Below are 22,889 nucleotides of genomic sequence, written 5' to 3'. Positions count from 1 at the left end.
GTTCGTTGTTGCTGGAAATGAGACTCGCTCCGGCACTCGACCCTCATGGTGAGGAGGCGCAAAGCGCCGTCTCGAACCATGAGGCCGCGATCGCGCCCGCGGCCCATCCTCGAGACGCCGCTGGCGCGGCTCCTCGGGATGAGGGCGGCGTGCGCGGCTCACGCGTCGACGAAGCGCGGCTGGCGCTTGTCGATGTTGGCGCGCACCGCTTCGGTCTGGTTCGGACTGCCCAACAATTTCTGCTGCTCGACCGACTCGGCGAGCAGGGCCGGCCCCGGATCGACGGACAGCTTGTTCAGCAGGCGCTTGGCCGCGCGGATCGCATCCGGGCTCTTGCCGGCGATCTCGTGCGCGACCTCGAAGGCGGCGGCGCGCGGATCGTCGCAGACGCGGGTGGCGAGGCCGTAGCTCAGGGCCTCCTGCGCCGAGAAGATGCGGCCAGTATAGGTCAGCTCGCGCAGGATATCGTCACGCACCAGCGTGGCGAGGATCGGCGTGCCCGCCATGTCGGGCACCAGGCCCCATTTGATCTCCATGATCGACATCCGCGCGTCCGCGCTGAGGAAGCGCATGTCGGCGCCAAGCGCGAGCTGGAAGCCGCCGCCGAACGCCACGCCATGGACCGCAGCGATGACCGGCACCGGAAGCTGCCGCCAGCCCCAGACTGCCTGTTGCGGAAAATTGGCCTGGCCGTGGGTGCGGATGCTGAGGTCGCGCTTCTCGCCGCCGGCGATCCCGTTGCCGCCCTTCTCCTTCATCGCGGCGAAACGCCCCATGTCGAGGCCGGCGCAGAACGCCCGCCCCTCCCCGGACAATACTACCACCCGAACCCCTTTCTCCTTGGAAAGGCGCTCGGTCGCGGCCACCAGAGCCTCGAACATCGGGGCATCCAGCGCATTCATCTTGTCCGCGCGCACCAGCCGGACATCGGCGATCCCGTCGGAAACCGAGATCGTGACGCGTTGCTCCATGGAATTGTCCTCCGCTGTTCTTTGATGGCGCTTTACAGAAGGGCCGTTGCCGGTTTTAGTCAATCGACCAATTAACTGACAATCCCCTTTGGGTGGAAACCATGTTCACAGATCAGCTTCTCGCCGGACGGCGTATCCTCGTGACCGGGGGCGGTACCGGCCTCGGCAAGTCCATGGCCGCGAGGTTCCTGCAGTTGGGGGCCGAAGTGCATATCTGCGGCCGCCGCAAGATCGTCTGCGACGAGACCGCAACCGAGCTGATGGACCAGCATGGCGGGCGCGTGGTCAGCCACGGCGTCGATATCCGTAACGCACTCGCCGTCGACGAGATGATCGAGGCGATCTGGACCACCAGCGGTCCCCTCACCGATCTCATCAACAACGCCGCCGGCAATTTCATCTCGCGTTCGGAAGAGCTCTCGCCGCGCGGCTTCGACGCGGTCGCCAACATCGTGATGCACGGCACGTTCTACGTCACCCATGCGGTGGGGCGGCGCTGGATCGCCGGCAAGCATCGCGGCAATGTGGTGTCGATCACCGTCACCTGGGTGCGCAACGGCTCGCCCTATGTGGTGCCGTCGGCGATGAGCAAATCCGCGATCCACGCCATGACGATGTCGCTCGCGATCGAATGGGGCAAATACGGCATCCGCCTCAACACCATTGCGCCCGGCGAAATTCCGACCGAGGGCATGAGCAAGCGCATCAAGCCGGGCGACGAAGCCGGCGCGCGGACCAAGGCGATGAACCCGATGGGCCGCGTCGGCACCATGGAGGAATTGCAGAACCTCGCCGTGTTCCTGATCTCCGGCGGCTGCGACTGGATCAACGGCGAGACCATCGCAATGGACGGCGCGCAGGCGCTCGCGATGGGCGGCAATTTCTATCAGCTCCGCGAATGGAGCGACGACGACTGGACCACCGCGCGCGAACAGATCAAGGCGCAGAACGAGAAGGACCGCGCGGCGCGCGGGTGATGTCGCCGCGGCCAGCGTCATTGCGAGCGTTAGCGAAGCAATCCATCTCACCGCTTGTGGAGGCATGGATTGCTTCGCTACGCTCGCAATGACGGGTGGTGAGTTCTGATTCAAGTTTCAAACAGCTTCTCCGCTGTCATCGTCCGCGAAGGCGGACGATCCAGTATTCCAGAGGCAGCACTGCTTGAGCCGAGAGGCCGCCGGATACTGGATGCCCCGCCTTCGCGGGGCATGACGATGAAGTGGGGATATGAGTCCGCGTTCTCGCGGCGCTTTGCGTCCGAGCTTTGCGTCTCGTTTCACCCTCTCATTGAAGTGAGGGCGCAGGGAAAGCCGGGTGCCGGTTGCACCCGTGGACCCCGTGCAACAAAAAGCACGGGGGTAGGACCACAGGTCAACCGAAGCAACTCCGGCTTTCCCTGCGCGATGGTTTACGACTTACTTCGTGCTCTTCCCGGTGACCGGGCTTTCTTGCCACCGTCATCTCTCGCGTGAAAAAAGTTCACGCAAAAAACTTAGCGCCAGCGTCGGGGCGCCAGAACCACACGACTTCGCCGTCCGTGATGCGCATGCTCGTCAGTCACATGCATCGCGTCCACCGCATCTCACCGCAACGTTCGTGACGATCGCGAGCCGCCCCTCATTCGGGTGAGACGCGCGGAGTCATAGTGCTGATTTGCCCGACGGCGGAAGCGGTTTATTTTCCGCGCGAGGGCTGGACAGACTTTCGGTGATTTGCCCGTCGGGTTGATTTGTCGCACCCAAAGTCGCCACATCGTCATTGCGAGCGGAGCGAAGCAATCCATAGCGCCGCAAGCGGAGGCATGGATTGCTTCGTCGCTCTCGCTCCTCGCAATGACGGGGGCGAGTTCTAGTGCTTCCCTGCTCCCATATAGCCGAACAGGAAGCCCGCCACCTTGCGCTTCTGGATCTCCTCGCTGCCTTCGGTGATGCGGTAGCGGCGGTGGTGGCGGTAGATGTGCTCGAACGGCTTGTGGCGCGAATAGCCCATGCCGCCATGGACCTGCATGGCGCGGTCCGCGGCCTCGCAGCACAGGCGGTTTGCCCAGTAGTTGCACATCGAGACCTTGTCGGAGAGCGTGTGCTCGACCTGCGCCTGGGTGAGCTGGTCCATTTCCCACGCGGTCTTGCGGATCAAGAGACGCAGCATCTCGGCTTGGGTGGCGAGTTCGACCAGCGGCCACTGGATCGCCTGGTTCTCGGCCAGCGCCTTTCCGAACGGCTTTCGCTCGCGCGCATAGGTGACGCTTTCATTGATGCAGTAGACGGCGGCGCCGAGCGAGCTCGCGGCCTGCCGGATGCGGTTCTCGTGCACAAAGCATTGCGCCAGCGATAGCCCACGGCCGACCTCGCCGAACAGCGCATCCTCAGGCACGAACACGTCCGTGAAGCTGACGCGGGGATGATCGGTCGGCATGTTGAAGGTCCACATGTATTGCTCGACCTTCACGCCTTCCGATTTCGCCGGCACCAGGAAGCAGGTGATGCCGCGCGCATCGCCGTCATTGCCTGACGTGCGCGCAAACAGCGCGCAGTGGGTCGCGACATGCATGCCCGTGGTCCACATCTTCTCGCCGTTGATCAGCCAGCCCTTGACGTTGTCTCGGGTCGCAGGCTGCGCCCTGGTCTCCATATGCGTCGCATCGGAGCCATGGTCGGGCTCGGTCAGGCCGAAGGTGATGCGGTATTTTCCTGATATCGAGCCGTCGATCATCGCCTTCTGCGCGTCGCTGCCGTAGCGGTCAAGCATGGTGACGACAGGAAAGTTGCCGACGATCGAATGCTCGTTCTGCAAATCGTTATGCAGGCCCAGCCCCTTCGAGGCAAAATGTTCGCGGATCACCGCCATCCAGAGGTTGGAGCCGTCCTTGCCGCCATAGCGCTTCGGGATCGCGAAGCGGAGATGGCCTGCGGCATCAGCGCGGTCCTTGGCTTTGCGCAGCAGCGCTTCCCACTCGTGCCGCGGCAGGCCGCCATTGTCGAAATCGGTGCGCGCCCATTCGCGGCGGTGATCGAAGAAGCGGATGTTGTCGTCGGCCTCCTCCAGCGGCTTGATCTCCCGCGCGATGAAAGCATCCAGTTCGGCGAGATAGGCGACGAGGTCGGCCGGCAGGTTGAAATCCAAGGCGGTCTCTCCCGGAGATATCGTTGATTATCGTTTTGCGTTTAGGCGCTGCGCGCCGCTGCTCGGATCGATTAAGGTGAGAAGACGGCGCTCAAGTCAAGCAACCACGTCGCGCTTGGCATGCGCGGATGCTTTGCGTAATTGGGTGGCATCAAAGCCAGGGCCGGCGCTAATATCGCGGCCATATTCTTCGCCACAGAAAATCAGCGGGAGCGAACATGGATCTGAAATTCTCGAAGGTGGAACGCAAGGGCCCGATCACCATCGTGACGCTGTCGCGCCCCGAGGTTTACAACGCGCTGCATATCGATGCGCATTTCGAGCTCAACAAGGTGTTCGACGACTTTTCCGCCGATCCCGAGCAGTGGGTCGCGATCGTTACCGGCGCCGGCGACAAGGCGTTCTGCGCCGGCAACGACCTGAAGTGGCAGGCGGCCGGCGGCAAGCGCGGCTGGGACAAGGGCGGCTTCGGCGGCCTGACCTCGCGCTTCGACTGCGACAAGCCGATCATCGCCGCGGTCAACGGCGTGGCGATGGGCGGCGGCTTCGAGATCGCGCTCGCCTGCGACCTCATCATCGCCGCCGAGAACGCGACCTTCGCGCTGCCGGAACCGCGCGTCGGCCTCGCCGCGCTCGCCGGCGGCCTGCACCGATTGCCGCGACAGATCGGGCTGAAGCGCGCGATGGGCATGATCCTCACCGCCCGTCACGTCAGCGCCAAGGAAGGCCTAGAACTCGGCTTCGTGAACGAGGTTGTGCCGCAGGGCGAAGCGCTCGCCGCTGCCACACGCTGGGCCGAGACCATCTGCAAGAACTCGCCGATGTCGATCCGCGCCTCCAAGCAGACCATCGAACGCGGGCTTGCCGTGTCGCTGGAGCAGGCGATCAACGAGCAGCGCGACTACCCCGCGGTGAAGGCGATGGCGGCCTCGCAGGATTACATCGAGGGCCCGAAGGCGTTTGCCGAGAAGCGCCCGCCGAAGTGGGTGGGGAAGTAAGGACTTTCCCTCTCCGTCATGGCCGGGCTTGTCCCGGCCATCCACGAAGGAAGTACGTGCAAGCCCGGGCATGACGATACAATTAAGATCTCGTCGTGTCGCCCATCTCTCGCTTATAGGACGTAGGGTGGGCAAAGCGTAGCGTGCCCACCATTCTTGCGGAGTGCGGATGGTGGGCACGCTTCGCTTTGCCCACCCTACGATTTGTGGCCCAGCTCCCGCTTGTACGACGCATAGTTCGGCTGGTCGACGGCGAGCTTGTCCATCGTGGTCTGCCAGAGGTGGTCCGCCAGTCCCGGCGTCTGCAGGTCGACCTCGCCTTTTGCGATCTTCTCCGAAAGCACGCGGTTCAGCTCGATCAGCGAACCATCCTCGCCGAGGAGTTGCTTCAGCCGCTCTGCCTCGGCGGCATCGGCCGCTTGCGCGAGCGCGAGCTGCCGCGTCACCAGGTCGAGTGCGTTGATGCCGACGCGGAGCTTGAATGCGTTGTGACCCTTGATCGCGGGCGCGATCTCGCTGCGAAGAAAATCCGCGACCGCCTTGATCAGCTCGTTAGGTGTCGGTTCGTCCTGCATCTCAACGCCCTCATCTTTTTGGGCATGATTTCTTCCGAAAACCGGTTTCCACTTTTCGGGATCATGCCCTCGGTGCCAATAGCCTGAGCAGATCGATCTCGGTCTCCGACGCGCGGCGGCCGATCATCGCGCGCTCCATGGAATGGTCAGGGCCGATGCGGAAGCGCTGCATCATGCCGCAGCACATCACGCCCCAGCGCAGCGTGCCCATCACTTCCCAGAACGTCACCCTGACAGGATCGACCTTGCGGCCGGATTCCTCGTAGCCCGCGAACAGCTCCTCGCGCGAGCCGAAGCCCCCGACGGGCTTGTCGATCTCGCCGAAGCGCCAGGAGTTGACGCAGATCCAGCCGAGATCCTCCATCGGGTCGCCGAAATGCGCGAGCTCCCAGTCCAGCACCGCGCGCACGCCGTCGGGACCGATGATGAGGTTGCCGTGACGGAAATCGCCATGCACCAGCGTCACCTCGACCGACGGACCGGGATCATGGTCGCGCAGCCAGCGCAGCGCCAGTTCGAACACCGGACGCGGCCAGTCGAAGCTGCGATATTCGCGCTCGAGATCGCCGATCTCCTTGGTTGCCGTCATCTGCCGCAGCTTCGGCAGTTTCGACGATGGCAAGCCGTGGATGCCGGCTGCGACCCTGCCGAGCTGGCGCGCCAGCAGCGGCCGCGCCTTGGCAAACTGCTCGTCGCGCAGGATTTTCCGCGCGATTGTTTCGCCTTCGATGCGCGCCATGATGAAGCCGGTGCCGAGCCCCTCTTCCGGCTTCAGCACATGCAGCACGCGCGGCGACGGCAGGCCGGCGTCATGGGCAAGCTGCATCAAGACTGCCTCCGCATCGAGCCCGGCCGCGCGCGAAGGTGCGGCGCCATAACCCGGCGGCGCGCGGCGCAGGATCGCTCCGACATTGCCGTGCGGATGCACGATGTCGAAGGTCCAGGTCTCCTGGCTGGCGCCGCCGGAAAGCTTTGCGGCACCGGTGACGCCGGTCGCGCCCGGATGGAACGACGCGACGCAGCGCGCGAGCTCGGCCTCGATCATTTGCCCTTGAACTTCGCCGGACGCTTCTCGAGGAACGCGGTGACGCCTTCCTTGAAATCCTCGGTGGTGCCGGCAAGACGCTGGGACTGGTATTCGAGGTTGAGCTGATCCTCGAACGAATTCTCCGGGCTGTCCCAATAGAGCTTGCGGATCAGCGACAGCGCCACCGTCGGCCCGTTCGCAAGCTCATGCGCGAGTTTCATCGCCTCGTCCATCAACGCGCCGTCGTCATGGAGCCGATTGATGAGACCCCATTCCAGCGCTTTCTCGGCCGGCAGCCGCTCGCCCATCAGCGACAATTCGATCGCGCGCGCCTTGCCGACCAGCCGCGGCAACAGCCAGGTCGAGCCGCAATCCGGCACCAGACCGATGCGGCGGAACGCCTGCAGGAAATAGGCGGAGCGCGCGCACAGGATCATGTCGCCCATCAGCGCGAAGCTCATGCCGGCGCCCGCCGCAGGACCATTGACTGCAGTGACGATCGGACAATGCAGATTGCGCAGCCGCCGCAGGAACGGATGAAACGCGGTCTCCAGCGCCGCGCCGGCGTTACGCTTGCCCGGCGTCTGGTTGTTGCGTCCCTGCAGGTTGGCGCCGGTGCAGAATGCGCGGCCGGCACCGGTGATGACAAGGCAGCGCACCTCGTCCCGCTTGTCCTCGATCGCATCGAGCGCCTCGGCAAGGCCGCCGAGCATGTCGATCGACACCGCGTTCATGACCTCCTGATGGTCGAGCTTGAGGACCGCGACCGGTCCATCGAAATCGAGCGTGACGTGTTTGAATTGCATTGTTTCCTCGTGGGTTGCACCCGCGCCAATGGGGTAGGCCATGGGTAACGCGGTAGGCCAGATCTTCGGCCCATATTTGATTTTTGAGGCGGGCTTGTCCATGGTGGAGCAAGAACGCCTCGCTTTCCGATGCACGATTAGCGTGCGTCAGGCCAAATGGAAACACCCCAAAGAAGTACACCACGGAAATACGCCAAGGAAAAAATACCATGAGCATCTTCGACCTCTCGGGCCGCGTCGCGGTCATCACCGGTGGCAATGGCGGGATCGGGCTCGGCATCGCGCAGGCGCTGAATGCCGCCGGCTGCAATGTCTCGATCTGGGGCCGCAACGCCGAGAAGAACAAGGCGGCTGCGGCGACGATGGCGGCGGGTCCCGGCAAGGTCGACAGCCGCATCTGCGACGTCAGCAATGCCGCCTCGGTGCAGGACGCGATGAAGGCCACGCTCGACACGTTTGGCCGTGTCGATGGCTGCTTTGCCAATGCCGGGATCGGCGGCGGCGGACGGCGTGCCTTCATCGACCGCACCGAAGAGGAATGGCGAACCATGTTCGCAACCAATCTCGACGGCGTGTTCCACGTGTTCCAGGCCGCCGCCCGCCACATGACCGAGCGCGCCGAGGCCGGCGATGCCTTCGGCCGGCTGGTTGCGACCTCGAGCCTGGCGTCGCTGTTTGGCACCGCACGCAATGAGCACTATGCCGGCACCAAAGCCGCCATCAATGCGCTGGTCCGCGCGCTCGGCGTCGAACTCGCACGCCATGGCGTCACCGCGAATGCGATCCTGCCCGGCTGGATCAAGAGCGACATGACGGCGGGCATCATGGCGAATGACAAATTCGTCGCCAATGTGATGCCGCGCATCCCCGTGCGCCGCTTCGGCGAGCCCTCCGATTTCGGAGGCATCGCGGTCTATCTGATGAGCAATGCGTCGTCGTATCACACGACGGATTGCTTCGTGATCGACGGCGGCTACACGGCGTTCTGAGACGAGAGCCCGTGCATCACTCCGTCATTGCGAGCGAAGCGAAGCAATCCATGGCGCGGCAAGTGGAGGCATGGATTGCTTCGTCGCTTCGCTCCTCGCAATGACGGTGGTCTAGGCCGCATAGCGTTTTAAACGCTGTTCGAAATTCCGCGATGCGGCAGTGGTCTGCGCCGTGTCGGCGCAGACAGCCATGAGAAATGTGTACTCGCGCTTCGGCGCCGGCGCGTCTATGGTTCGTCCCAACGATCTCGGCGATGGGAGGAAGAACATGAAACACGCCTACATACCCCGGACCACCAACTACACGCTCAATCCGGGCGACGAGCTCAACGACCTCCGCATGTCGGACCAGGTCCGCCCGCTTTATGAGCACGTGAAGAAGTTCATCCGGGAAACCGTCGAGCCGATGTCGGTCGAATTCTATCGCCACGGCGAGAACAAGAAGGACCGCTGGAGCTTCACCGACGGGCAGATCGAGGTGCTGGAGAAAGCCAAGAAGAAGGCCAAGGAGGAAGGCCTGTGGAATTTCTTCCTGCCCGACGCTGAAACTGGCGAAGGCCTGAAGAATCTCGACTATGCTTATATCGCGGCCGAGCTCGGCAAGAGCCCGCTGGCGTCCGAGACCATGAACTGCTCGGCGCCTGATACCGGCAACATGGAAGTGCTGGAGCGTGTCGGCACCAAGGAGCAGAAGGAGAAGTGGCTGAAGCCGCTTCTGAACGGCGAGATCCGTTCGGCCTACGCCATGACCGAGCCCAACGTCGCCTCATCGGACGCCAAGAACATCTCCACCACCGCAAAGCTCGTCGGCGACGAGTGGGTCATTAACGGCGAGAAATATTACATCTCCGGTCTCGGCGATCCCCGCTGCAAGATCATGATCGTGATGGTGAAGACCAATCCGGATGCGCCGCCGAGCAAGCAGCAGTCGCAGATCCTGGTGCCGAAGGACACGCCCGGCGTCGAGATCCTCGGTCCCATGCACGTGTTCGGGCAGGATCATGCCCCGCGCGGGCACATGCATCTGCGCTTCAACAATGTCCGGGTGCCGAAGGACAACATCCTGCTCGGCGAGGGCCGCGGCTTCGAGATCTCCCAGGTTCGCCTGGGGCCGGGCCGCATCCATCACTGCATGCGCACCATCGGCAAGGCCGAGAAGGCGCTCGACATGATGGTGCAGCGCGGCCTCACCCGTGAGGCCTTTGGCAAGAAGATCGCCCATCTCGGCGGCAATCTGCAGATCATCGCGCAGGCGCGCTGCGAGATCGAGGCGATGCGGCTGATGGTGTTGAAGGCAGCAAAGGCGATGGACGTGCTCGGCAACAAGGAAGCGCGCGTCTGGGTCTCCATGGTCAAGGCCATGATCCCCGAGCGCGCCTGCAAGATCATCGACCATGCGATCCAGATGCACGGCGCCACCGGCATCTCGCAATGGACGCCGCTGGCCGAGATGTACCAGGACGTCCGCCACCTCCGCTTCGCCGACGGCCCGGACGAGGTGCACTGGATGGTGGTCGGCCGGCACGAACTGAGCATGCCGTAACGGGCGCGGCGATTCGTAGCTTCGTAGATTCCATGGGGCGGTGAGCGCGCCCTTTCCGGTAGGTTTGGGTTTCCACACTCGAACCATCGGAGAGTCTGATGCAAGCATTGACCAAGAACACGCCCACCGCCGGGCATTGTGGCACGATTTTCGTTGCGATCGAACTGAGTCAGAAGACGTGGCTGGTGACGCTGCACAGTCCGGATCGGGACCGGATATCGCGCCACAAGCTGGAAGGCGGCGATCACGCCGGGCTGCTGGCGCTGATCGAGCAGGTCAAGGCCCGGGCGACTGCGAAGCTTGGAGCGGCGCCGCGGGTGGTGAGCTGCTACGAGGCTGGCTATGACGGCTTCTGGCTGCACCGGCTGCTCGCGGCGGCTGGGATCACCAACTTCATCTTCGACCCGGCGAGCATCGCGGTGGAGCAACGGGCGCGGCGGGCGAAGACAGACCGGATCGATGGCGAGCTTCTGCTGCGCACCTTGATGGCTCATTTGCGAGGCGAGCCGCGGGTGGTGCGGATCGTCCGGGTGCCGAGCGTGGCCGAGGAGGACGCCCGGCGCGCCAGCCGCGAACGCGAACGACTGGTGAAGGAGCAGACGGGGCACACCAACCGGATCAAGGCGCTGCTGCGCCTGTTGGGCATGGCGGCCGGCACCTTGCGACGACGGACCTGGCTCGCCTGGCTGGAGCAGCAGCGGGACTGGCAAGGGCAGCCGCTGCCGCCGCAGCTTCTGGCCGAAGTGAAGCGCGAGCATGCCCGGCTGATGCTGGTGCGCGACCAGCTCAAGGCGCTGGAGCAGGCCCAAGTCGCTACAGAAGTCGCGGCAGAAGTCGCGGCGGAAGCCGCCGCGGCGCCGGCGCCGATGGCGAAGCGACGGGATCAGTTGCAGCAGCTCAAGGCGCTCGGCCCGGCGTTTGCCGCGACGCTGGTGAACGAGGTGTTCTACAAGGACTTCCGCAACCGGCGCGAGGTCGCCAGCTATTGCGGATTGGCGCCCAGTCCCTGGCAAAGCGGCAGCATCGATCGCGAGCAGGGGATCAGCAAGGCCGGCAACCGGCGCGCCCGCCACAAGACGATCGAACTGGCCTGGCTCTGGCTGCGCCATCAGCCGGACAGCGCGCTCAGCCGCTGGTTCCGCACCCGCACCGAAAACGCCGGCAAGCGCGCCAAGCGCATCGCCATCGTCGCGCTGGCGCGCAAGCTGATCGTGGCGCTGTGGCGCTATCTCACCACCGGCCTTGTTCCGGAGCAGGCCGTGATGAAGGCCTAGCACCGGACCACGCCACCAGGGCGAGGCGGCTCCGCGCCGCGCGCCCCGTACAGGATGGATGATGACCGTGCCACCCAGGGGCCCAACCAGGCCGCTTTGTAGATGGGTCTCATCCTCTTGGCTTCCTCGCCGCAAGCATGCGGAATGTGGGTACGGATCAGCCGATCCGACCGGATATGAGGTGATGCAGTGAGCTGCAGAAATCTTCGGAAGCCAATCCTCGCCCGGGGCCCGGTCGTCGCGCTGCGCTACGCATGGCTCCGCGCGCCGCCCTCTCACTGCAAAAACCCAACCCGCACCGGTTCAAGAGCCTTGACTCACAAAGCCCCATATGAGGGTGGGCAAAGGCGCGCCAGCGCCGTGCCCACCATCAAGCCCTCGGCGCGGAATGGTGGGCACGCTGCGCTTTGCCCACCCTACAAGTCTACGACCTCATCGAGGAAAGCCACCATGGAATACGCTGCCAGCGATCTGAAGCCCCGCGAACGCTACAAGGTGCTGGCATCCTTCGTGCTGCCGCGGCCGATCGCCTGGGTGACGAGCACGGGTCCGACCGGCGTGGTCAATGCGGCGCCGTTCAGCTTCTTCAACGTGTTCTGCGAGGACCCGCCGCTCTGCATGTTTGCAGTCAATCTGCGCCCGGACGGCGGGGTGAAGGACACGCTTGTGAACATCGAGCGCACCGGCGAGTTCGTGGTCAACATGACCGACGAGCCGCTGGCGCATGCGATGCACGAGACCAGCGGCGACTTTCCGCCTGATGTCGGCGAGCCCGATTATCTCGGGCTGAAGCTGGCGCCATCAAGTAAAGTGGCGGTGCCGCGCCTTGCGGATGCGCCATGGGCGATGGAATGCAAGACCTGGAAGATCATCGACGTCAACGGCGACCGCCGGCTGATCATGGGTGAAGGCATCCACTTCTACATCCGCGACGAGCTGTGGGACCGCGAGGCCATGCGCGTGCACATGGAGCGCTACCACCCGGTCGGCCGCATGTTCGCCGACCGCTATTGCCGCACCGATGATCGGGTGGTGTTTCCAACGGCCGAGGGCGCGAAGGGTTAGGTTTGGGCAGCCTCCCCGATCTTGTCCTGCGTCCTGGTCTCGAAATCGCTGGCGTCGTGACGCTCGTGCAATTGGTTCGCGGGATCGCCTGAGATGCGGTTGACGATGCGACCGCGCTTCACGGCCGGGCGCTTTGCGATCTGATCGGTCCAGCGCTGCACGTTCTTGTAGTCCTGCACCGACAGGAATTCGCCGCCGCCGTAGAGCAGGCCTTTCACCAGCCCGCCATACCACGGCCAGACCGCTATATCGGCGATCGTGTATTCGCTACCGGACAGGTACTCGTTGTCTGCAAGCCGACGATCCAGCACGTCGAGTTGACGCTTCACCTCCATCGCATAGCGGTTGATCGCATATTCGATCTTGGTCGGCGCATAGGCGTAGAAGTGGCCAAAGCCTCCGCCAAGGAAGGGCGCGCTGCCCATCTGCCAGAACAGCCATGACAGGCATTCGGCGCGAGCCGGGCCGCCGGCCGGCAGGAATGCGCCGAACTTCTCGGCAAGATGCACCAGGATCGCGCCGGACTCGAACACGCGGATCGGTTCCGGCCCGCTGCGGTCCATCAGCGCCGGGATCTTGGAATTCGGATTGACCGCGACAAAGCCGCTGCCGAACTGGTCGCCGTCGATCCTGATCAGCCAGGCGTCATATTCGGCGCCGGAATGGCCGAGCGCGAGCAGCTCTTCCAGCATGATGGTGGCTTTCTGGCCGTTCGGCGTCGCCAGAGAATAAAGTTGCAGCGGATGCTTTCCGACGGGAAGTTCCTTCTCATGCGTGGGGCCTGCGATCGGGCGGTTGATGTTCGCGAAGCGGCCGCCATTCTCCTTGTTCCAGGTCCAGACTTTCGGCGGCTCATAGGCGGGTGCATCGGTCATTCGTTGGGCTCCAGCGCGGAAGGCGCGACTATTAGCTGAATGCGTAAGGCGGGCAAAGGCGCGCGTGCGCCGTGCCCGCCATCCATAAGTGCATTGGAATAGGGTGGGCATCCTTGGCCCACCCCACAAGGGTGCATTCAGGACGCAGCCGCCCGCTGCCGCCGCGCTGCGCCCGTCATCGCAAAGCCGTCATAGTCCTTCGCCGCGACCTCGTCGCAGATCTGCCGGTAGGCTCCGACGCCGCCGATATAGGGCATGAAGATCCGCGGCTTGCCGGGAATATTGGCGCCCATGTACCAGGAATTGGCCTGCGGATAGAGCGTGGTGTGGGCAACCTCGTTGACATGCGCCACCCATTTGTCCTCGGCCTCCCTGCTTGCCTCCATCGTGTCGAGTTCTCGCTCCCGCATGTAGTCAAGGCAATCGCTGATCCAGTCGACGTGCTGCTCGATCGAGACGATCATGTTGGACAGCACGGACGGACTGCCGGGACCGGTGATGATGAAGAGGTTCGGAAAACCGGCACTCATCAGGCCGAGATAGGTGCGTGGTCCCTCGGCCCATTTCGCGTTCAACGTCAGCCCGTCGCGACCGCGAATGTCGATCTTTGCCACCGATCCCGTCATCGCGTCGAAGCCGGTCGCCAGCACCAGCGCATCGAGCTCGTGTTTGCCTGCCGTCGTGCGCACGGCATGTTCCGTGATCTCCACGATCGGATTGCTCTTGATATCGACCAGCGTCACATTAGGCCGGTTGAAGGTCGCGAAATAATCGGTGTCGACGCAGATGCGCTTGGAGCCGATCGGGTGGCTGTTCGGCTGCAACAGTTTTGCAGTCTCGGGATCCTTGACGATCTCCGCGATCTTCTCCCGCACGAAGTCCGCGGCCGTATCGTTGGCTGCCTTGTCGAGCGCGAGATTGTTGTAGGCCGACATGAACGTGAGTCCGCCGCGCTGCCAGCGCGCCTCGTATTTGGCACGGCGCTCGTTGTCGCCATCATCGAGGGCGCCACGATCGGGCAAATCGGTATAGATGCCGTTGCGCGCCACTTCGCGCTCGATGCGCCGAACTTCCGGATAGTTCGCGCGAAACCATGCGCGTTCCTCATCCAGCAGCCTGGCATTGCGGGCGGGAATCGAGAAATTCGCGGTGCGCTGGAACACGGTGAGGTGACTCGCCTGCTCGGCTATCACAGGCACGGATTGAATCCCAGATGATCCGGTGCCGATCACGCCGACGCGCAGGCCAGTGAAATCCACCTGATCATGCGGCCAATGGCCGGTGTGATAGACGTGGCCCTTGAACCGATCGAGCCCCTCGATGTCGGGCTTGCGTGCATTCGACAGGCAGCCGGTGGCAAGCACGACGAATTTGGCGGTGACGGTCTTGCCCTCGGAGGTGGTCACCGACCAGAGCTTGCTGGTCTCGTCGAACGCGGCCGCATCGACGCGGGTGTCGAACTGGATGTCGGGACGCAGGTTGAAGCGATCGGCGACATGGTTGGCGTAGCGCAGAATCTCCGGCTGCGGCGCATAGCGCTCGCTCCAGTCCCAATCCTGCTGCAGCTCCTCGGAGAATGAATAGGAATACTGCATGCTCTCGACGTCGCAGCGCGCCCCGGGATAGCGGTTCCAGTACCAGGTGCCGCCGACGCCGCTGCCCTGCTCATAGACTCGCACTGAGAAGCCGAGACCGCGCAACCGGTGCAGCATGTACATGCCGGCGAAGCCGGCGCCGACCACGACGACATCGTAATGCGCGGCGGGAGTTGCGGAAGCGGATGACGAAGCGGACATGGACGCGGGCTCCCTTGAAGATTCTTTTCGTTGCCGGCCAGCATTCTCCGCGATGCGCCAAAGCGCAAGGGACAAAGCGCGAGCTAGCGGAGTTGCATATTTTGCCTCGCGGAATGCCGCTCTAGCCCCTCATGGTGAGGAGGCGCGTAAGCGCCGTCTCGAACCATGAGGCCGAGGTCTCGCGCGTGGCCCATCCCTCGAGACGCCGCTTGCGCGGCTCCTCGGGATGAGGTTGTCATTGTTGCTGGCTTTGCACGGGCTCCCTTATACGCTAGCGTCACCAAGCCATCGCAAAGCAAGAAAAGCAGCGCGAAGCTGCCACCGGGAGAGAGAACGCAACCATGAAATCGCCGATCTGCGACATGCTGGGTATAGAATTTCCCCTGCTTGCCTTCAGCCACTGCCGCGACGTGGTGGCGGCCGTCAGCCGCGCCGGCGGATTTGGCGTGCTGGGGGCGACCGCGCATTCGCCTAAAAGCATCGAGCAGGAACTGAAATGGATCGACGACCACGTCGACGGCAAGCCCTACGGCCTCGACGTGCTGATCCCCGAGAACATCTCCACCGCCGGCGAGAAGAACGTCACCTGGAAGAGCCTGGAGCAGCGGATCTCGCCCGAGCATCGCGACTTCACCCGCAACCTGCTGAAGAGATACGATGTCGAGCTGACGACCACCAATGTCGCCGACAACCAGCCGCAGCCGTTCGACGCACAGCGCGCGCTCGAACTATTGGAAGTCTCCTTCAAGCATCCGATCAGGCTGATCGCGAACGCGCTGGGCGTGCCGCCGAAGGAGATGATCGACATGGGCCGCAAGCACGGCGTGCCGGTCGCAGCCCTGGTCGGCGCCAAGGAGCACGCGCTGCGCCAGGTCGCAGCCGGTGTCGACATCCTCGTCGTGCAGGGCACCGAGGCCGGCGGCCATTGCGGCGAGGTCTCGACCATGGTGCTGGTGCCGGAGGTCATCAAGGCGATCAAGCCGATCCGCGACGTGCCGGTACTGGCCGCGGGCGGCATCATGACCGGACGCCAGATGGCCGCCGCAATGGCGATGGGCGCCGCCGGCGCCTGGACCGGCTCGGTGTGGCTCGCCACCGTGGAATCCGAGACCACGGAAATCTTTCGCGAGAAGATGATCGCGGCATCCTCGCGCGACGCGGTGCGCTCGAAGGGACGCACCGGCAAGCCGGCGCGGCAGCTCCGCTCGGTCTGGACCGACGCCTGGGACCGCTCACCCGACAGCCCCGGCGCGCTGCCGATGCCGCTGCAGAGCATCATCAGCCGCGACGCCTTTAATTCGATCGACCGCTCCGCGGCCGCCGGCAACGAGAAGGCGCGCGACCTTGTGAGCTACTTCGTCGGCCAGGGCGTCGGCTTGATCGACAGCGTGAAGTCGGCGGGTGCTGTGGTACAGGAATTCAAGGAAGATTTTATCGAGGCGGTGGAACACATGAATGCGCTGGTAGCGGAGTGATATTGCTCGTAAAGCGGAACGCTCTCACCCCTCATGGTGAGGAGGCGCGCAGCGCCGTCTCGAACCATGAGGCCCCGTCTGTGGCCTCATCCTTCGAGACGCGCGTTCCGCGCTCCTCAGGATGAGGGTCTGGCCTAGTCGAGAAGGTGAAAAACAAGAACGATGACCAACAGAACTATCCCCGAAGACCGCATTCCCGTCATCGTCGGCGTCGGTGAGATCGTCGATCGTCCCAAGGACATCGCCGCCGGCCTCGAGCCGCTGGCGCTGCTTGAAGAAGCGCTAAGACGCGCGGAAGCCGACAGCGGAGCCAAGCTGCTCGGTGACGTCCAGTCGCTCGACGTCGTCAACTTCCTGAGCTGGCGCTATCGCGACCCGGAGAAGCTGCTCGCTGAACGGCTCGGCATCAAGCCGGCGCATCTCTATTACGGTCCGGTCGGTGGCGAGAGCCCGATCCGTTATCTGCACGAGGCGGCGCAGCGGATCGCGCGCGGCGAATGCAGCGTGGCGGCGGTCTGCGGCGCCGAGGCGCAGTCGACCGCGACCAAGGCGGATCGCGGCGGCATCGCCCTGCCCTGGACACCCTTTGCGCATGACGTCGAGGAGCCGAAGCGCGGCGCGGCGTTCCAGAAGCCGCTGGCGGTGAAGCTCGGGGTGTTCAGGCCGATCACGGTTTATCCGCTTTATGAATCCGCTACGTCAGCGCATTGGGGCCAGACGCCACGCGAGGCGTTGGCCGAGTCCGGCGAGCTATGGTCGACCTATTCCAGCGTCGCGGCTTCGAACCCGAATTCGTGGCTGAAGAAGCGTTTCACGCCGGAGGAAATCACCACGCCGACGCCGGAGAACCGGCTGATCGCCTGGCCCTACACCAAGCTGATGGTTGCCAATCCGACCGTGAACATGGGCGGCGCGCTGCTGCTCACCAGCCTCGCCAAGGCGCGCGCGGCCGGCATTCCCGAAAACCGGCTGGTCTATCCGCTCGGCGGTGCGTCGGCGGAGGAGCCGCGCGACTATCTTGTGCGCGACCAGTTCTTCGAGAGCCATCCGCAGACCGCGGTGCTCAAGGCGGTGATGGACCTGGCCGAAGGCAACGGCAGAAAGTTCGATGCGATCGAGCTCTATAGCTGCTTCCCCTGTGTGCCCAAGATGGCGCGCCGCACGCTAGGCCTTGGCCTCGACGTGCAGCCGACGGTGACCGGCGGGCTCACCTTCTTCGGCGCGCCGCTCAATACCTACATGACGCACGCGGCTTGCGCGATGGTGCGCAAGCTGCGCGACGGCGCGAAGCTCGGCCTGCTCTACGGCCAGGGCGGTTTCGTCACCAAGCATCATGGCCTGGTGCTGTCGCGCGAGGCACCGAAGGAGGCGCTCAAGCAGGATACCAGTGTACAAGCCGAGGCCGACCGCAACCGCCGCAAGGTGCCCGAGTTCGTCGCCGAGGCCAGCGGCAAGGGCAAGGTCGAAAGCTTCACCGTGATCTACCGCGGCAATGGCGAGGTCGAGCATGGCGTCGTCATGCTGCGCACCGAAGACGACCGCCGCACGCTCGGCCGCGTACCCGCAAACGATGCGAAGACATTGACGCATCTCTTGAGCATGGACCGCACGCCGGTCGGCACCACGGGCGACATCGTCATGGCGGGTGACGGCGTACCGGAGTGGCGGGTGATGTAAGTCACCGAATTCGTAGGGTGGGCAAAGGCGCTCTTCGCGCCGTGCCCACCATCCGCACTCCGCTCGCGAAGGTGGGCACGCTTCGCTTTGCCCACCCTACGAAGAGAGACGCTACCCCTTCACGTCCTGCTTCTCGGAGGCGGTGGTCGGCTTCTTGGCGCCGCCACCGACCACGCGGACCTGGTCGCCGTCGTTGATGCCATCCGGCGGGGCGATGATGATGCGGTCGTCGCCAGTGAGGCCGGAGCCGATCTCGATCTCCTTGCCGAGGTCGCGCGCAATCGTCACCTTCTTGAACAGGATCTTGTCATCGGGACCGACGGTCGCAACGCGCAGGCCGTTGCCGTCGAAGATCAGCGCGCTGGCGGGGATGTGCAGCGGAATGGTGTCGCGCTGCAACGTCAGCTTCACATTGGCATAGCCGCCGGGCATCAATTCACCGCTGGAATTGTCCAGCGCGAGCTGCATGCGCGTCGTTCCCGAGCTGACATCGACCGCCTGCGAAGAGGTTTCCACGGTCGCCGTGAAAGTGCGGTTCGGATATTCCGGCAGCGTGATGACGGCCTTGGCGCCCATCTTGATCGACGGCACGAAGTTCTGCGGCACGTTCACATAGACGCGCAGCTTGGAGATGTCGGAGACAATGAACATCGCCGGCCCCGCACCGCCGCCGGCGTTGATCAGCGCGCCGACATCGGTGTTGCGTTCGGTGACGACGCCGTCGAAGGGCGCGGTGATCTTCTTGTAGCCGGCCAGCGCTTCCAGCCGCTCGACATTGGCCTGGCCGGAATTGACGGCCGCCTTCTTGTTGGAGAGGTCGGCAGTGCGCTCGTCGATCTCCTGCATCGAGACGAAGTTGGAGGCGAGCAGCGACCTGCGCCGGGTCAGTGTCGCTTCCGACAGTTTGGCGCTGGCCTGCTGGCTTGCAAGATCGGCGCGTGCTTGCAGCAATTGCTGGTCGAGGTCGGGCGCCTCGATCTCGGCGATCACCTGCCCGGCCTTCACGCGCGCGCCGATATCGACACTCCAGCTCTTCAGGTAACCCGATACGCGCGCGAAGATCGGCGCGCGATAATACGCTTCCAGCCGGCCCGGCAAGTCGATGGTCGGGTTGAGCACCTTGGCGCTGGGCGGCGCCACCGCGACGCTCGGAATGGCCTGATTATCGGTCCATTCCTTGAGCTTGGTGCCCTGCTCCTCGCGGGCGCGGATGCCGGTGACGACGACGAGAACCAGTCCGACGCCGGCCACAAGCCCGAAAATGCCCAGCTTCCAGCGCGAGACCGGCGGGCGTTGGTCAGTGGGCATGCGACATCTCCGGTGCGGCGGCGGCGCTGGCGCCTTGTTTCTTGTGTACCATACTAAAGACGACGGGAACAAACATCAGCGTGGCGAACGTTGCAAAGATCAGACCACCGATCACGGCGCGCCCGAGCGGCGCGTTCTGCTCGCCGCCTTCGCCCAGTCCCAGCGCCATCGGCGCCATGCCGATGATCATGGCAAGCGCCGTCATCAGCACCGGGCGGAAGCGCACGAAACCGGCCTCGAGCGCGGCGGCGATGGGATCACCACTCTGCTCGTATCGCTCACGGGCGAAGCTGATGACGAGCACGCTGTTGGCGGTGGCGACGCCCATGCACATGATCGCGCCGGTCAGCGCCGGCACCGACAGCGTGGTCTCCGTGGTGAACAGCATCCAGACGATGCCGGCAAGCGCCGCCGGCAGCGCCGTGATGATCACAAAGGGATCGGACCAGGACTGGAAGTTCACGACGATCAAGAGATAGATCAGCACGACGGCACCGAGCAGACCGAACAGCAGGCCGGAGAATGCGCTGTTCATGGTCTGCACCTGGCCGAGCAGCACCACCGAGCTTCCCTTCGGTACGTCCTTTGCGGTCTCGGCAATCAGCGCCCGCACATCGGCAGCGACCGCGCCGAGGTCGCGGCCCTGCGGCGTGGCGTAGATCTGCACCATGGACTGGATGTCGTATTGGGAAACGACCGCGCTCGAGGTCGAGCGCGTGATGTCGGCGATGCCGCCAAGGATGGGCGACTGCGGGTTGTTGCTCGCGGTGATCGGAAGCGTCTGCAGCGCACTCAGCGAGTCGATCTGGTATTGCGGCGTCTGCATCACGATCGAATAGGACACGCCGTTATCGGGATTGAGATAATAGGTCGGCGCGACCTGCGAGCTGCCGGCGAGATTGACGACAAGGCTGTTGGTGACATCGCGCTCGGTCAGCCCGACATATTGCGCGCGGGTACGGTCGACATCGATGTTGAAGGTCGGGCTGTTCGGCGACTGCTGGATGCGCGCGTCCGCAATGCCGGGAATGCGGCGGATCCGGCTCAGCAGCTTGTTGGCGTAGGCGAAATTGGCGTCGAGATTGGCGCCGCGGATCTGCAGGTCGATCGGCGCCGGCGCGCCGAAATTCAGGATCTGGCTGACGATATCGGCCGGCAGGAACGCAAAGCTGATGCCGGGGAACATCCGCGGCAATTGCTCGCGCAAAGCCTGGACATATTGCTCGGTCGGTTTGTGGCCTTCCTTCAGCTTGACCTGGATGTCGCCATCCTGCGGGCCGATCACACCGGTGTTGTTATAGGTCATGTTGATGCCGGAGATCGGCATGCCGATGTTGTCGGCCAGCGTCTCGATCTCCTCGGGCGGGATGATCTTGCGGATCGCCTTCTGCACCTCGGCGAGCTGGTTGGCGGTCTCCTCGACGCGGGTGCCGACCTGGGTGCGGACGTGCATCAGGATGTTGCCGGCGTCGACCGACGGAAAGAAGTTGCGCCCCAGGAACGGCACCAGCAGCAACGACGCGACGACGAAGCCGAGGAATCCCGTGACGAAGACGGCGCGGTGTCCGAGCGCCATCGCCAGGAGGTCGCGATAGCCGCGCCGGATACGCTCGAACCGCGCCTCGAAGCCGCGCTGGAACAGCTTGAACGGATTGCGCGTCGGCGGCAACCCATCCTCGTGATGCACATGCGGCTGCAGCAGGTATTTCGCCATCGTCGGCACCAGCGTGCGCGACAGGATGAACGACCAGATCATCGCGAACATCACCGCCTCGGCCATCGGCACGAACAGGAAGCGCGCAACGCCGGTCAGGAAGAACATCGGCACGAACACGATGCAGATGCAGAGTAGCGACACGAAGGCGGGCGTGACGATCTGGTTGGCGCCGTCGAGAATGGACTGCTCGACCGGCTTGCCCTGCTCAAGGTGGTAGTTGATGTTCTCGATCGTCACGGTGGCGTCATCGACGAGGATGCCGACCGCGAGTGCCAATCCGCCAAGCGTCATGATGTTGAGGGTCTCACCGATCGCCGACAGCATGATGATGGCGCCGAGCACCGAGAGCGGGATCGAGACCGCGATGATGATCGTCGAGCGCCAGCTCCCGAGGAACAAGAGGATCATCACGCTGGTGAGCAATGCGGCGATCACGCCCTCGAAGGCGACGCCGGTGATGGCGCCGCGGACGAATACCGACTGGTCACCGATGAAACCGATCTTCAGCGCGTCCGGAAGCTGGTCCTTGACGTCGATCACCTTCTGCTTGATGCCCGCGATGATATCGAGCGTCGAGATCGCGCCGGCCTTCAGCACCATCATCAGCACCGAGCGGTTGCCGTCGACATGGACGATATTGGTCTGCGGCGGGTTGCCGTCGCGCACGGTGGCGACATCCCGCACATAGACCATGGCGCCGTTGACGGTCTTGATCGGCAGATTGCCGAGATCCTCCATCCGCAGCGGCGAGTTGTTGAGCTGGATGTTGTATTCGAACTGACCGATCTTCTGCGTGCCAACCGGCGTGATCAGATTTTGTGCAGCGAGCGCATTGGCGACGTCCTGTCCCGACAGGCCGCGCGCCTGCAGCGCGGTGGAATTGAGATCGATCTGCACCTGACGCTGCTTGCCGCCGAACGGATAAGGTATGGCGGCACCAGGCACGGTGACGAGCGGCGTACGGAGCTGGTTGATGCCGATATCGGCGAGATTCTGCTCGGTCAGCCCCTCACCTGATAGCGCGACCTGGATGATGGGCACCGTGGACGCGCTGTAGTTCAGGATCAAAGGCGGTGTTGCGCCCGGCGGCATCTGCTTCAGAAGCGTCTGCGAGATCGCCGTGACCTGGGCGTTGGCGGTGCGGATGTCGACATTCGGCTGGAAGAAGATCTTGATGATGCCGAAGCCGTTATAGGAATTGGCGACGATATGCTCGATATCGTTGACGGTCGTGGTCAGCGCGCGCTGGAATGGCGTGGTGATGCGCCCCGCCATCTGGTCCGGCGGCAGGCCGGTGTACTGCCACACCACCCCGATCACGGGAATCCGGATGTCGGGGAAGATATCGGTCGGCGTGCGTAGGGCGGCGAGCGGTCCGACAATCAAGAGAAGCAGCGCGAGCACGACGAAAGTATACGGCCGGCTCAGCGCAATACGGACCAGTGCAATCATTGACGAGTTATTCCCCGGAACCCGTGAAATAAACGGATTGGCGCCCCTGCACCCAATTCGTTCGCCGATTTACCCAAAAAAGCGCGAAAAGCCAACTTTGGGTGAGAAATCCGCGTTCACATCCTCGACATACGTGATCGATCGGGACCAAGTCGCGGCCGCATTTTCTTCCAATCGCGATAGATTAGAACAGAACGCTTCACGCGCACGAAAAAGCG

The 22,889-nt window shown here is 63.9% G+C and carries 17 protein-coding genes; 8 read left to right on the top strand and 9 right to left on the bottom strand.

Features of this window, described 5'->3' with window-relative positions; genetic code table 11:
• Window positions 1-158 precede the first annotated feature (158 nt).
• Window positions 159-971, bottom strand: a complete 813-nt coding sequence (locus ACVJGD_RS44515; protein ID WP_456640011.1) for a crotonase/enoyl-CoA hydratase family protein — start codon at window positions 969-971, stop codon at window positions 159-161.
• Between the two features lie 101 nt (window positions 972-1,072).
• Between ACVJGD_RS44515 and ACVJGD_RS44510 the strand changes: the two genes are divergently transcribed.
• On the top strand, window positions 1,073-1,948 hold the full coding sequence (locus ACVJGD_RS44510) for an SDR family oxidoreductase (RefSeq protein WP_456640010.1): 876 nt from the start codon (window positions 1,073-1,075) through the stop codon (window positions 1,946-1,948).
• 871 nt (window positions 1,949-2,819) lie between these two features.
• Here the strand turns inward: ACVJGD_RS44510 and ACVJGD_RS44505 are convergent.
• The gene (locus ACVJGD_RS44505; RefSeq protein WP_456640009.1) at window positions 2,820-4,094 is read right to left on the bottom strand and encodes an acyl-CoA dehydrogenase family protein; all 1,275 of its coding nucleotides are present in this window, start codon (window positions 4,092-4,094) and stop codon (window positions 2,820-2,822) included.
• Window positions 4,095-4,312: 218 nt separating this feature from the next.
• Between ACVJGD_RS44505 and ACVJGD_RS44500 the strand changes: the two genes are divergently transcribed.
• Window positions 4,313-5,092: an enoyl-CoA hydratase-related protein gene (locus tag ACVJGD_RS44500; RefSeq protein ID WP_456640008.1), complete on the top strand. Its 780-nt coding sequence runs from the start codon at window positions 4,313-4,315 to the stop codon at window positions 5,090-5,092.
• 197 nt (window positions 5,093-5,289) lie between these two features.
• Here the strand turns inward: ACVJGD_RS44500 and ACVJGD_RS44495 are convergent, their stop codons facing one another.
• The 3 genes from ACVJGD_RS44495 to ACVJGD_RS44485 form a co-directional block, all read right to left on the bottom strand.
• Complete coding sequence (locus tag ACVJGD_RS44495; RefSeq protein ID WP_456640007.1) at window positions 5,290-5,667, bottom strand: DUF6285 domain-containing protein; 378 nt, start codon at window positions 5,665-5,667, stop codon at window positions 5,290-5,292.
• Window positions 5,668-5,728: 61 nt separating this feature from the next.
• Window positions 5,729-6,712 (bottom strand): phosphotransferase family protein, encoded by a 984-nt coding sequence (locus ACVJGD_RS44490; RefSeq protein WP_456640006.1) that lies wholly within the window; start codon window positions 6,710-6,712, stop codon window positions 5,729-5,731.
• Window positions 6,709-7,500: an enoyl-CoA hydratase/isomerase gene (locus tag ACVJGD_RS44485; protein WP_456640005.1), complete on the bottom strand. Its 792-nt coding sequence runs from the start codon at window positions 7,498-7,500 to the stop codon at window positions 6,709-6,711. Before ACVJGD_RS44485 ends, ACVJGD_RS44490 begins: the two co-directional genes overlap by 4 nt.
• 209 nt (window positions 7,501-7,709) lie before the next feature.
• Here ACVJGD_RS44485 and ACVJGD_RS44480 point away from each other — a divergent pair, with 209 nt between their 5' ends.
• From ACVJGD_RS44480 to ACVJGD_RS44465, 4 genes are all read left to right on the top strand, one after another.
• Window positions 7,710-8,489: an SDR family NAD(P)-dependent oxidoreductase gene (locus tag ACVJGD_RS44480; RefSeq protein ID WP_456640004.1), complete on the top strand. Its 780-nt coding sequence runs from the start codon at window positions 7,710-7,712 to the stop codon at window positions 8,487-8,489.
• Window positions 8,490-8,757: 268 nt separating this feature from the next.
• Window positions 8,758-10,032 (top strand): acyl-CoA dehydrogenase family protein, encoded by a 1,275-nt coding sequence (locus ACVJGD_RS44475; protein ID WP_456640003.1) that lies wholly within the window; start codon window positions 8,758-8,760, stop codon window positions 10,030-10,032.
• A 98-nt stretch (window positions 10,033-10,130) separates the two neighbouring features.
• The gene (locus ACVJGD_RS44470; RefSeq protein ID WP_456632918.1) at window positions 10,131-11,306 is read left to right on the top strand and encodes an IS110 family RNA-guided transposase; all 1,176 of its coding nucleotides are present in this window, start codon (window positions 10,131-10,133) and stop codon (window positions 11,304-11,306) included.
• A gap of 450 nt (window positions 11,307-11,756) precedes the next feature.
• The gene (locus ACVJGD_RS44465) at window positions 11,757-12,371 is read left to right on the top strand and encodes a flavin reductase family protein (protein WP_456640002.1); all 615 of its coding nucleotides are present in this window, start codon (window positions 11,757-11,759) and stop codon (window positions 12,369-12,371) included.
• Here ACVJGD_RS44465 and yghU read toward each other — a convergent pair.
• Both yghU and ACVJGD_RS44455 read right to left on the bottom strand, forming a co-directional pair.
• Window positions 12,368-13,246: a glutathione-dependent disulfide-bond oxidoreductase gene (gene yghU / locus ACVJGD_RS44460; RefSeq protein ID WP_456640001.1), complete on the bottom strand. Its 879-nt coding sequence runs from the start codon at window positions 13,244-13,246 to the stop codon at window positions 12,368-12,370. The two genes, ACVJGD_RS44465 and yghU, sit on opposite strands and share 4 nt — an antisense overlap.
• Window positions 13,247-13,383: 137 nt before the next feature.
• Window positions 13,384-15,042 carry a flavin-containing monooxygenase gene (locus ACVJGD_RS44455; protein WP_456640000.1) on the bottom strand — a complete coding sequence of 553 codons (1,659 nt, stop codon included), beginning with the start codon at window positions 15,040-15,042 and terminating at the stop codon, window positions 13,384-13,386.
• A gap of 341 nt (window positions 15,043-15,383) precedes the next feature.
• Here ACVJGD_RS44455 and ACVJGD_RS44450 point away from each other — a divergent pair, with 341 nt between their 5' ends.
• Together ACVJGD_RS44450 and ACVJGD_RS44445 are read left to right on the top strand one after the other, a co-directional pair.
• Complete coding sequence (locus ACVJGD_RS44450) at window positions 15,384-16,517, top strand: nitronate monooxygenase (RefSeq protein WP_456639999.1); 1,134 nt, start codon at window positions 15,384-15,386, stop codon at window positions 16,515-16,517.
• A 162-nt stretch (window positions 16,518-16,679) separates the two neighbouring features.
• The gene (locus ACVJGD_RS44445) at window positions 16,680-18,194 is read left to right on the top strand and encodes an acetyl-CoA acetyltransferase (RefSeq protein WP_456639998.1); all 1,515 of its coding nucleotides are present in this window, start codon (window positions 16,680-16,682) and stop codon (window positions 18,192-18,194) included.
• A 111-nt stretch (window positions 18,195-18,305) separates the two neighbouring features.
• On the opposite strand, the gene ACVJGD_RS44440 is transcribed toward ACVJGD_RS44445, so the two are convergent.
• Both ACVJGD_RS44440 and ACVJGD_RS44435 read right to left on the bottom strand, forming a co-directional pair.
• Complete coding sequence (locus ACVJGD_RS44440; protein WP_456639997.1) at window positions 18,306-19,502, bottom strand: efflux RND transporter periplasmic adaptor subunit; 1,197 nt, start codon at window positions 19,500-19,502, stop codon at window positions 18,306-18,308.
• The gene (locus ACVJGD_RS44435; RefSeq protein WP_456639996.1) at window positions 19,492-22,671 is read right to left on the bottom strand and encodes an efflux RND transporter permease subunit; all 3,180 of its coding nucleotides are present in this window, start codon (window positions 22,669-22,671) and stop codon (window positions 19,492-19,494) included. Before ACVJGD_RS44435 ends, ACVJGD_RS44440 begins: the two co-directional genes overlap by 11 nt.
• Window positions 22,672-22,889: the final 218 nt, after the last annotated feature.

Source organism: Bradyrhizobium sp. USDA 10063 (genome assembly GCF_054063735.1).
This window is presented reverse-complemented; position numbering and strand designations above follow the sequence as displayed.

Coding starts and splice junctions, on each gene's coding strand:
- ACVJGD_RS44480 (WP_456640004.1), top strand. CDS start 7,710: ATGAGCATCTTCGACCTCTCGGGCCGCGTCGCGGTCATCACCGGTGGC.
- ACVJGD_RS44490 (WP_456640006.1), bottom strand. CDS start 6,712: ATGATCGAGGCCGAGCTCGCGCGCTGCGTCGCGTCGTTCCATCCGGGC.
- ACVJGD_RS44495 (WP_456640007.1), bottom strand. CDS start 5,667: ATGCAGGACGAACCGACACCTAACGAGCTGATCAAGGCGGTCGCGGAT.
- ACVJGD_RS44475 (WP_456640003.1), top strand. CDS start 8,758: ATGAAACACGCCTACATACCCCGGACCACCAACTACACGCTCAATCCG.
- ACVJGD_RS44450 (WP_456639999.1), top strand. CDS start 15,384: ATGAAATCGCCGATCTGCGACATGCTGGGTATAGAATTTCCCCTGCTT.
- ACVJGD_RS44435 (WP_456639996.1), bottom strand. CDS start 22,671: ATGATTGCACTGGTCCGTATTGCGCTGAGCCGGCCGTATACTTTCGTC.
- ACVJGD_RS44440 (WP_456639997.1), bottom strand. CDS start 19,502: ATGCCCACTGACCAACGCCCGCCGGTCTCGCGCTGGAAGCTGGGCATT.
- ACVJGD_RS44470 (WP_456632918.1), top strand. CDS start 10,131: ATGCAAGCATTGACCAAGAACACGCCCACCGCCGGGCATTGTGGCACG.
- ACVJGD_RS44510 (WP_456640010.1), top strand. CDS start 1,073: ATGTTCACAGATCAGCTTCTCGCCGGACGGCGTATCCTCGTGACCGGG.
- ACVJGD_RS44485 (WP_456640005.1), bottom strand. CDS start 7,500: ATGCAATTCAAACACGTCACGCTCGATTTCGATGGACCGGTCGCGGTC.
- ACVJGD_RS44455 (WP_456640000.1), bottom strand. CDS start 15,042: ATGTCCGCTTCGTCATCCGCTTCCGCAACTCCCGCCGCGCATTACGAT.
- ACVJGD_RS44515 (WP_456640011.1), bottom strand. CDS start 971: ATGGAGCAACGCGTCACGATCTCGGTTTCCGACGGGATCGCCGATGTC.
- ACVJGD_RS44465 (WP_456640002.1), top strand. CDS start 11,757: ATGGAATACGCTGCCAGCGATCTGAAGCCCCGCGAACGCTACAAGGTG.
- yghU (WP_456640001.1), bottom strand. CDS start 13,246: ATGACCGATGCACCCGCCTATGAGCCGCCGAAAGTCTGGACCTGGAAC.
- ACVJGD_RS44445 (WP_456639998.1), top strand. CDS start 16,680: ATGACCAACAGAACTATCCCCGAAGACCGCATTCCCGTCATCGTCGGC.
- ACVJGD_RS44500 (WP_456640008.1), top strand. CDS start 4,313: ATGGATCTGAAATTCTCGAAGGTGGAACGCAAGGGCCCGATCACCATC.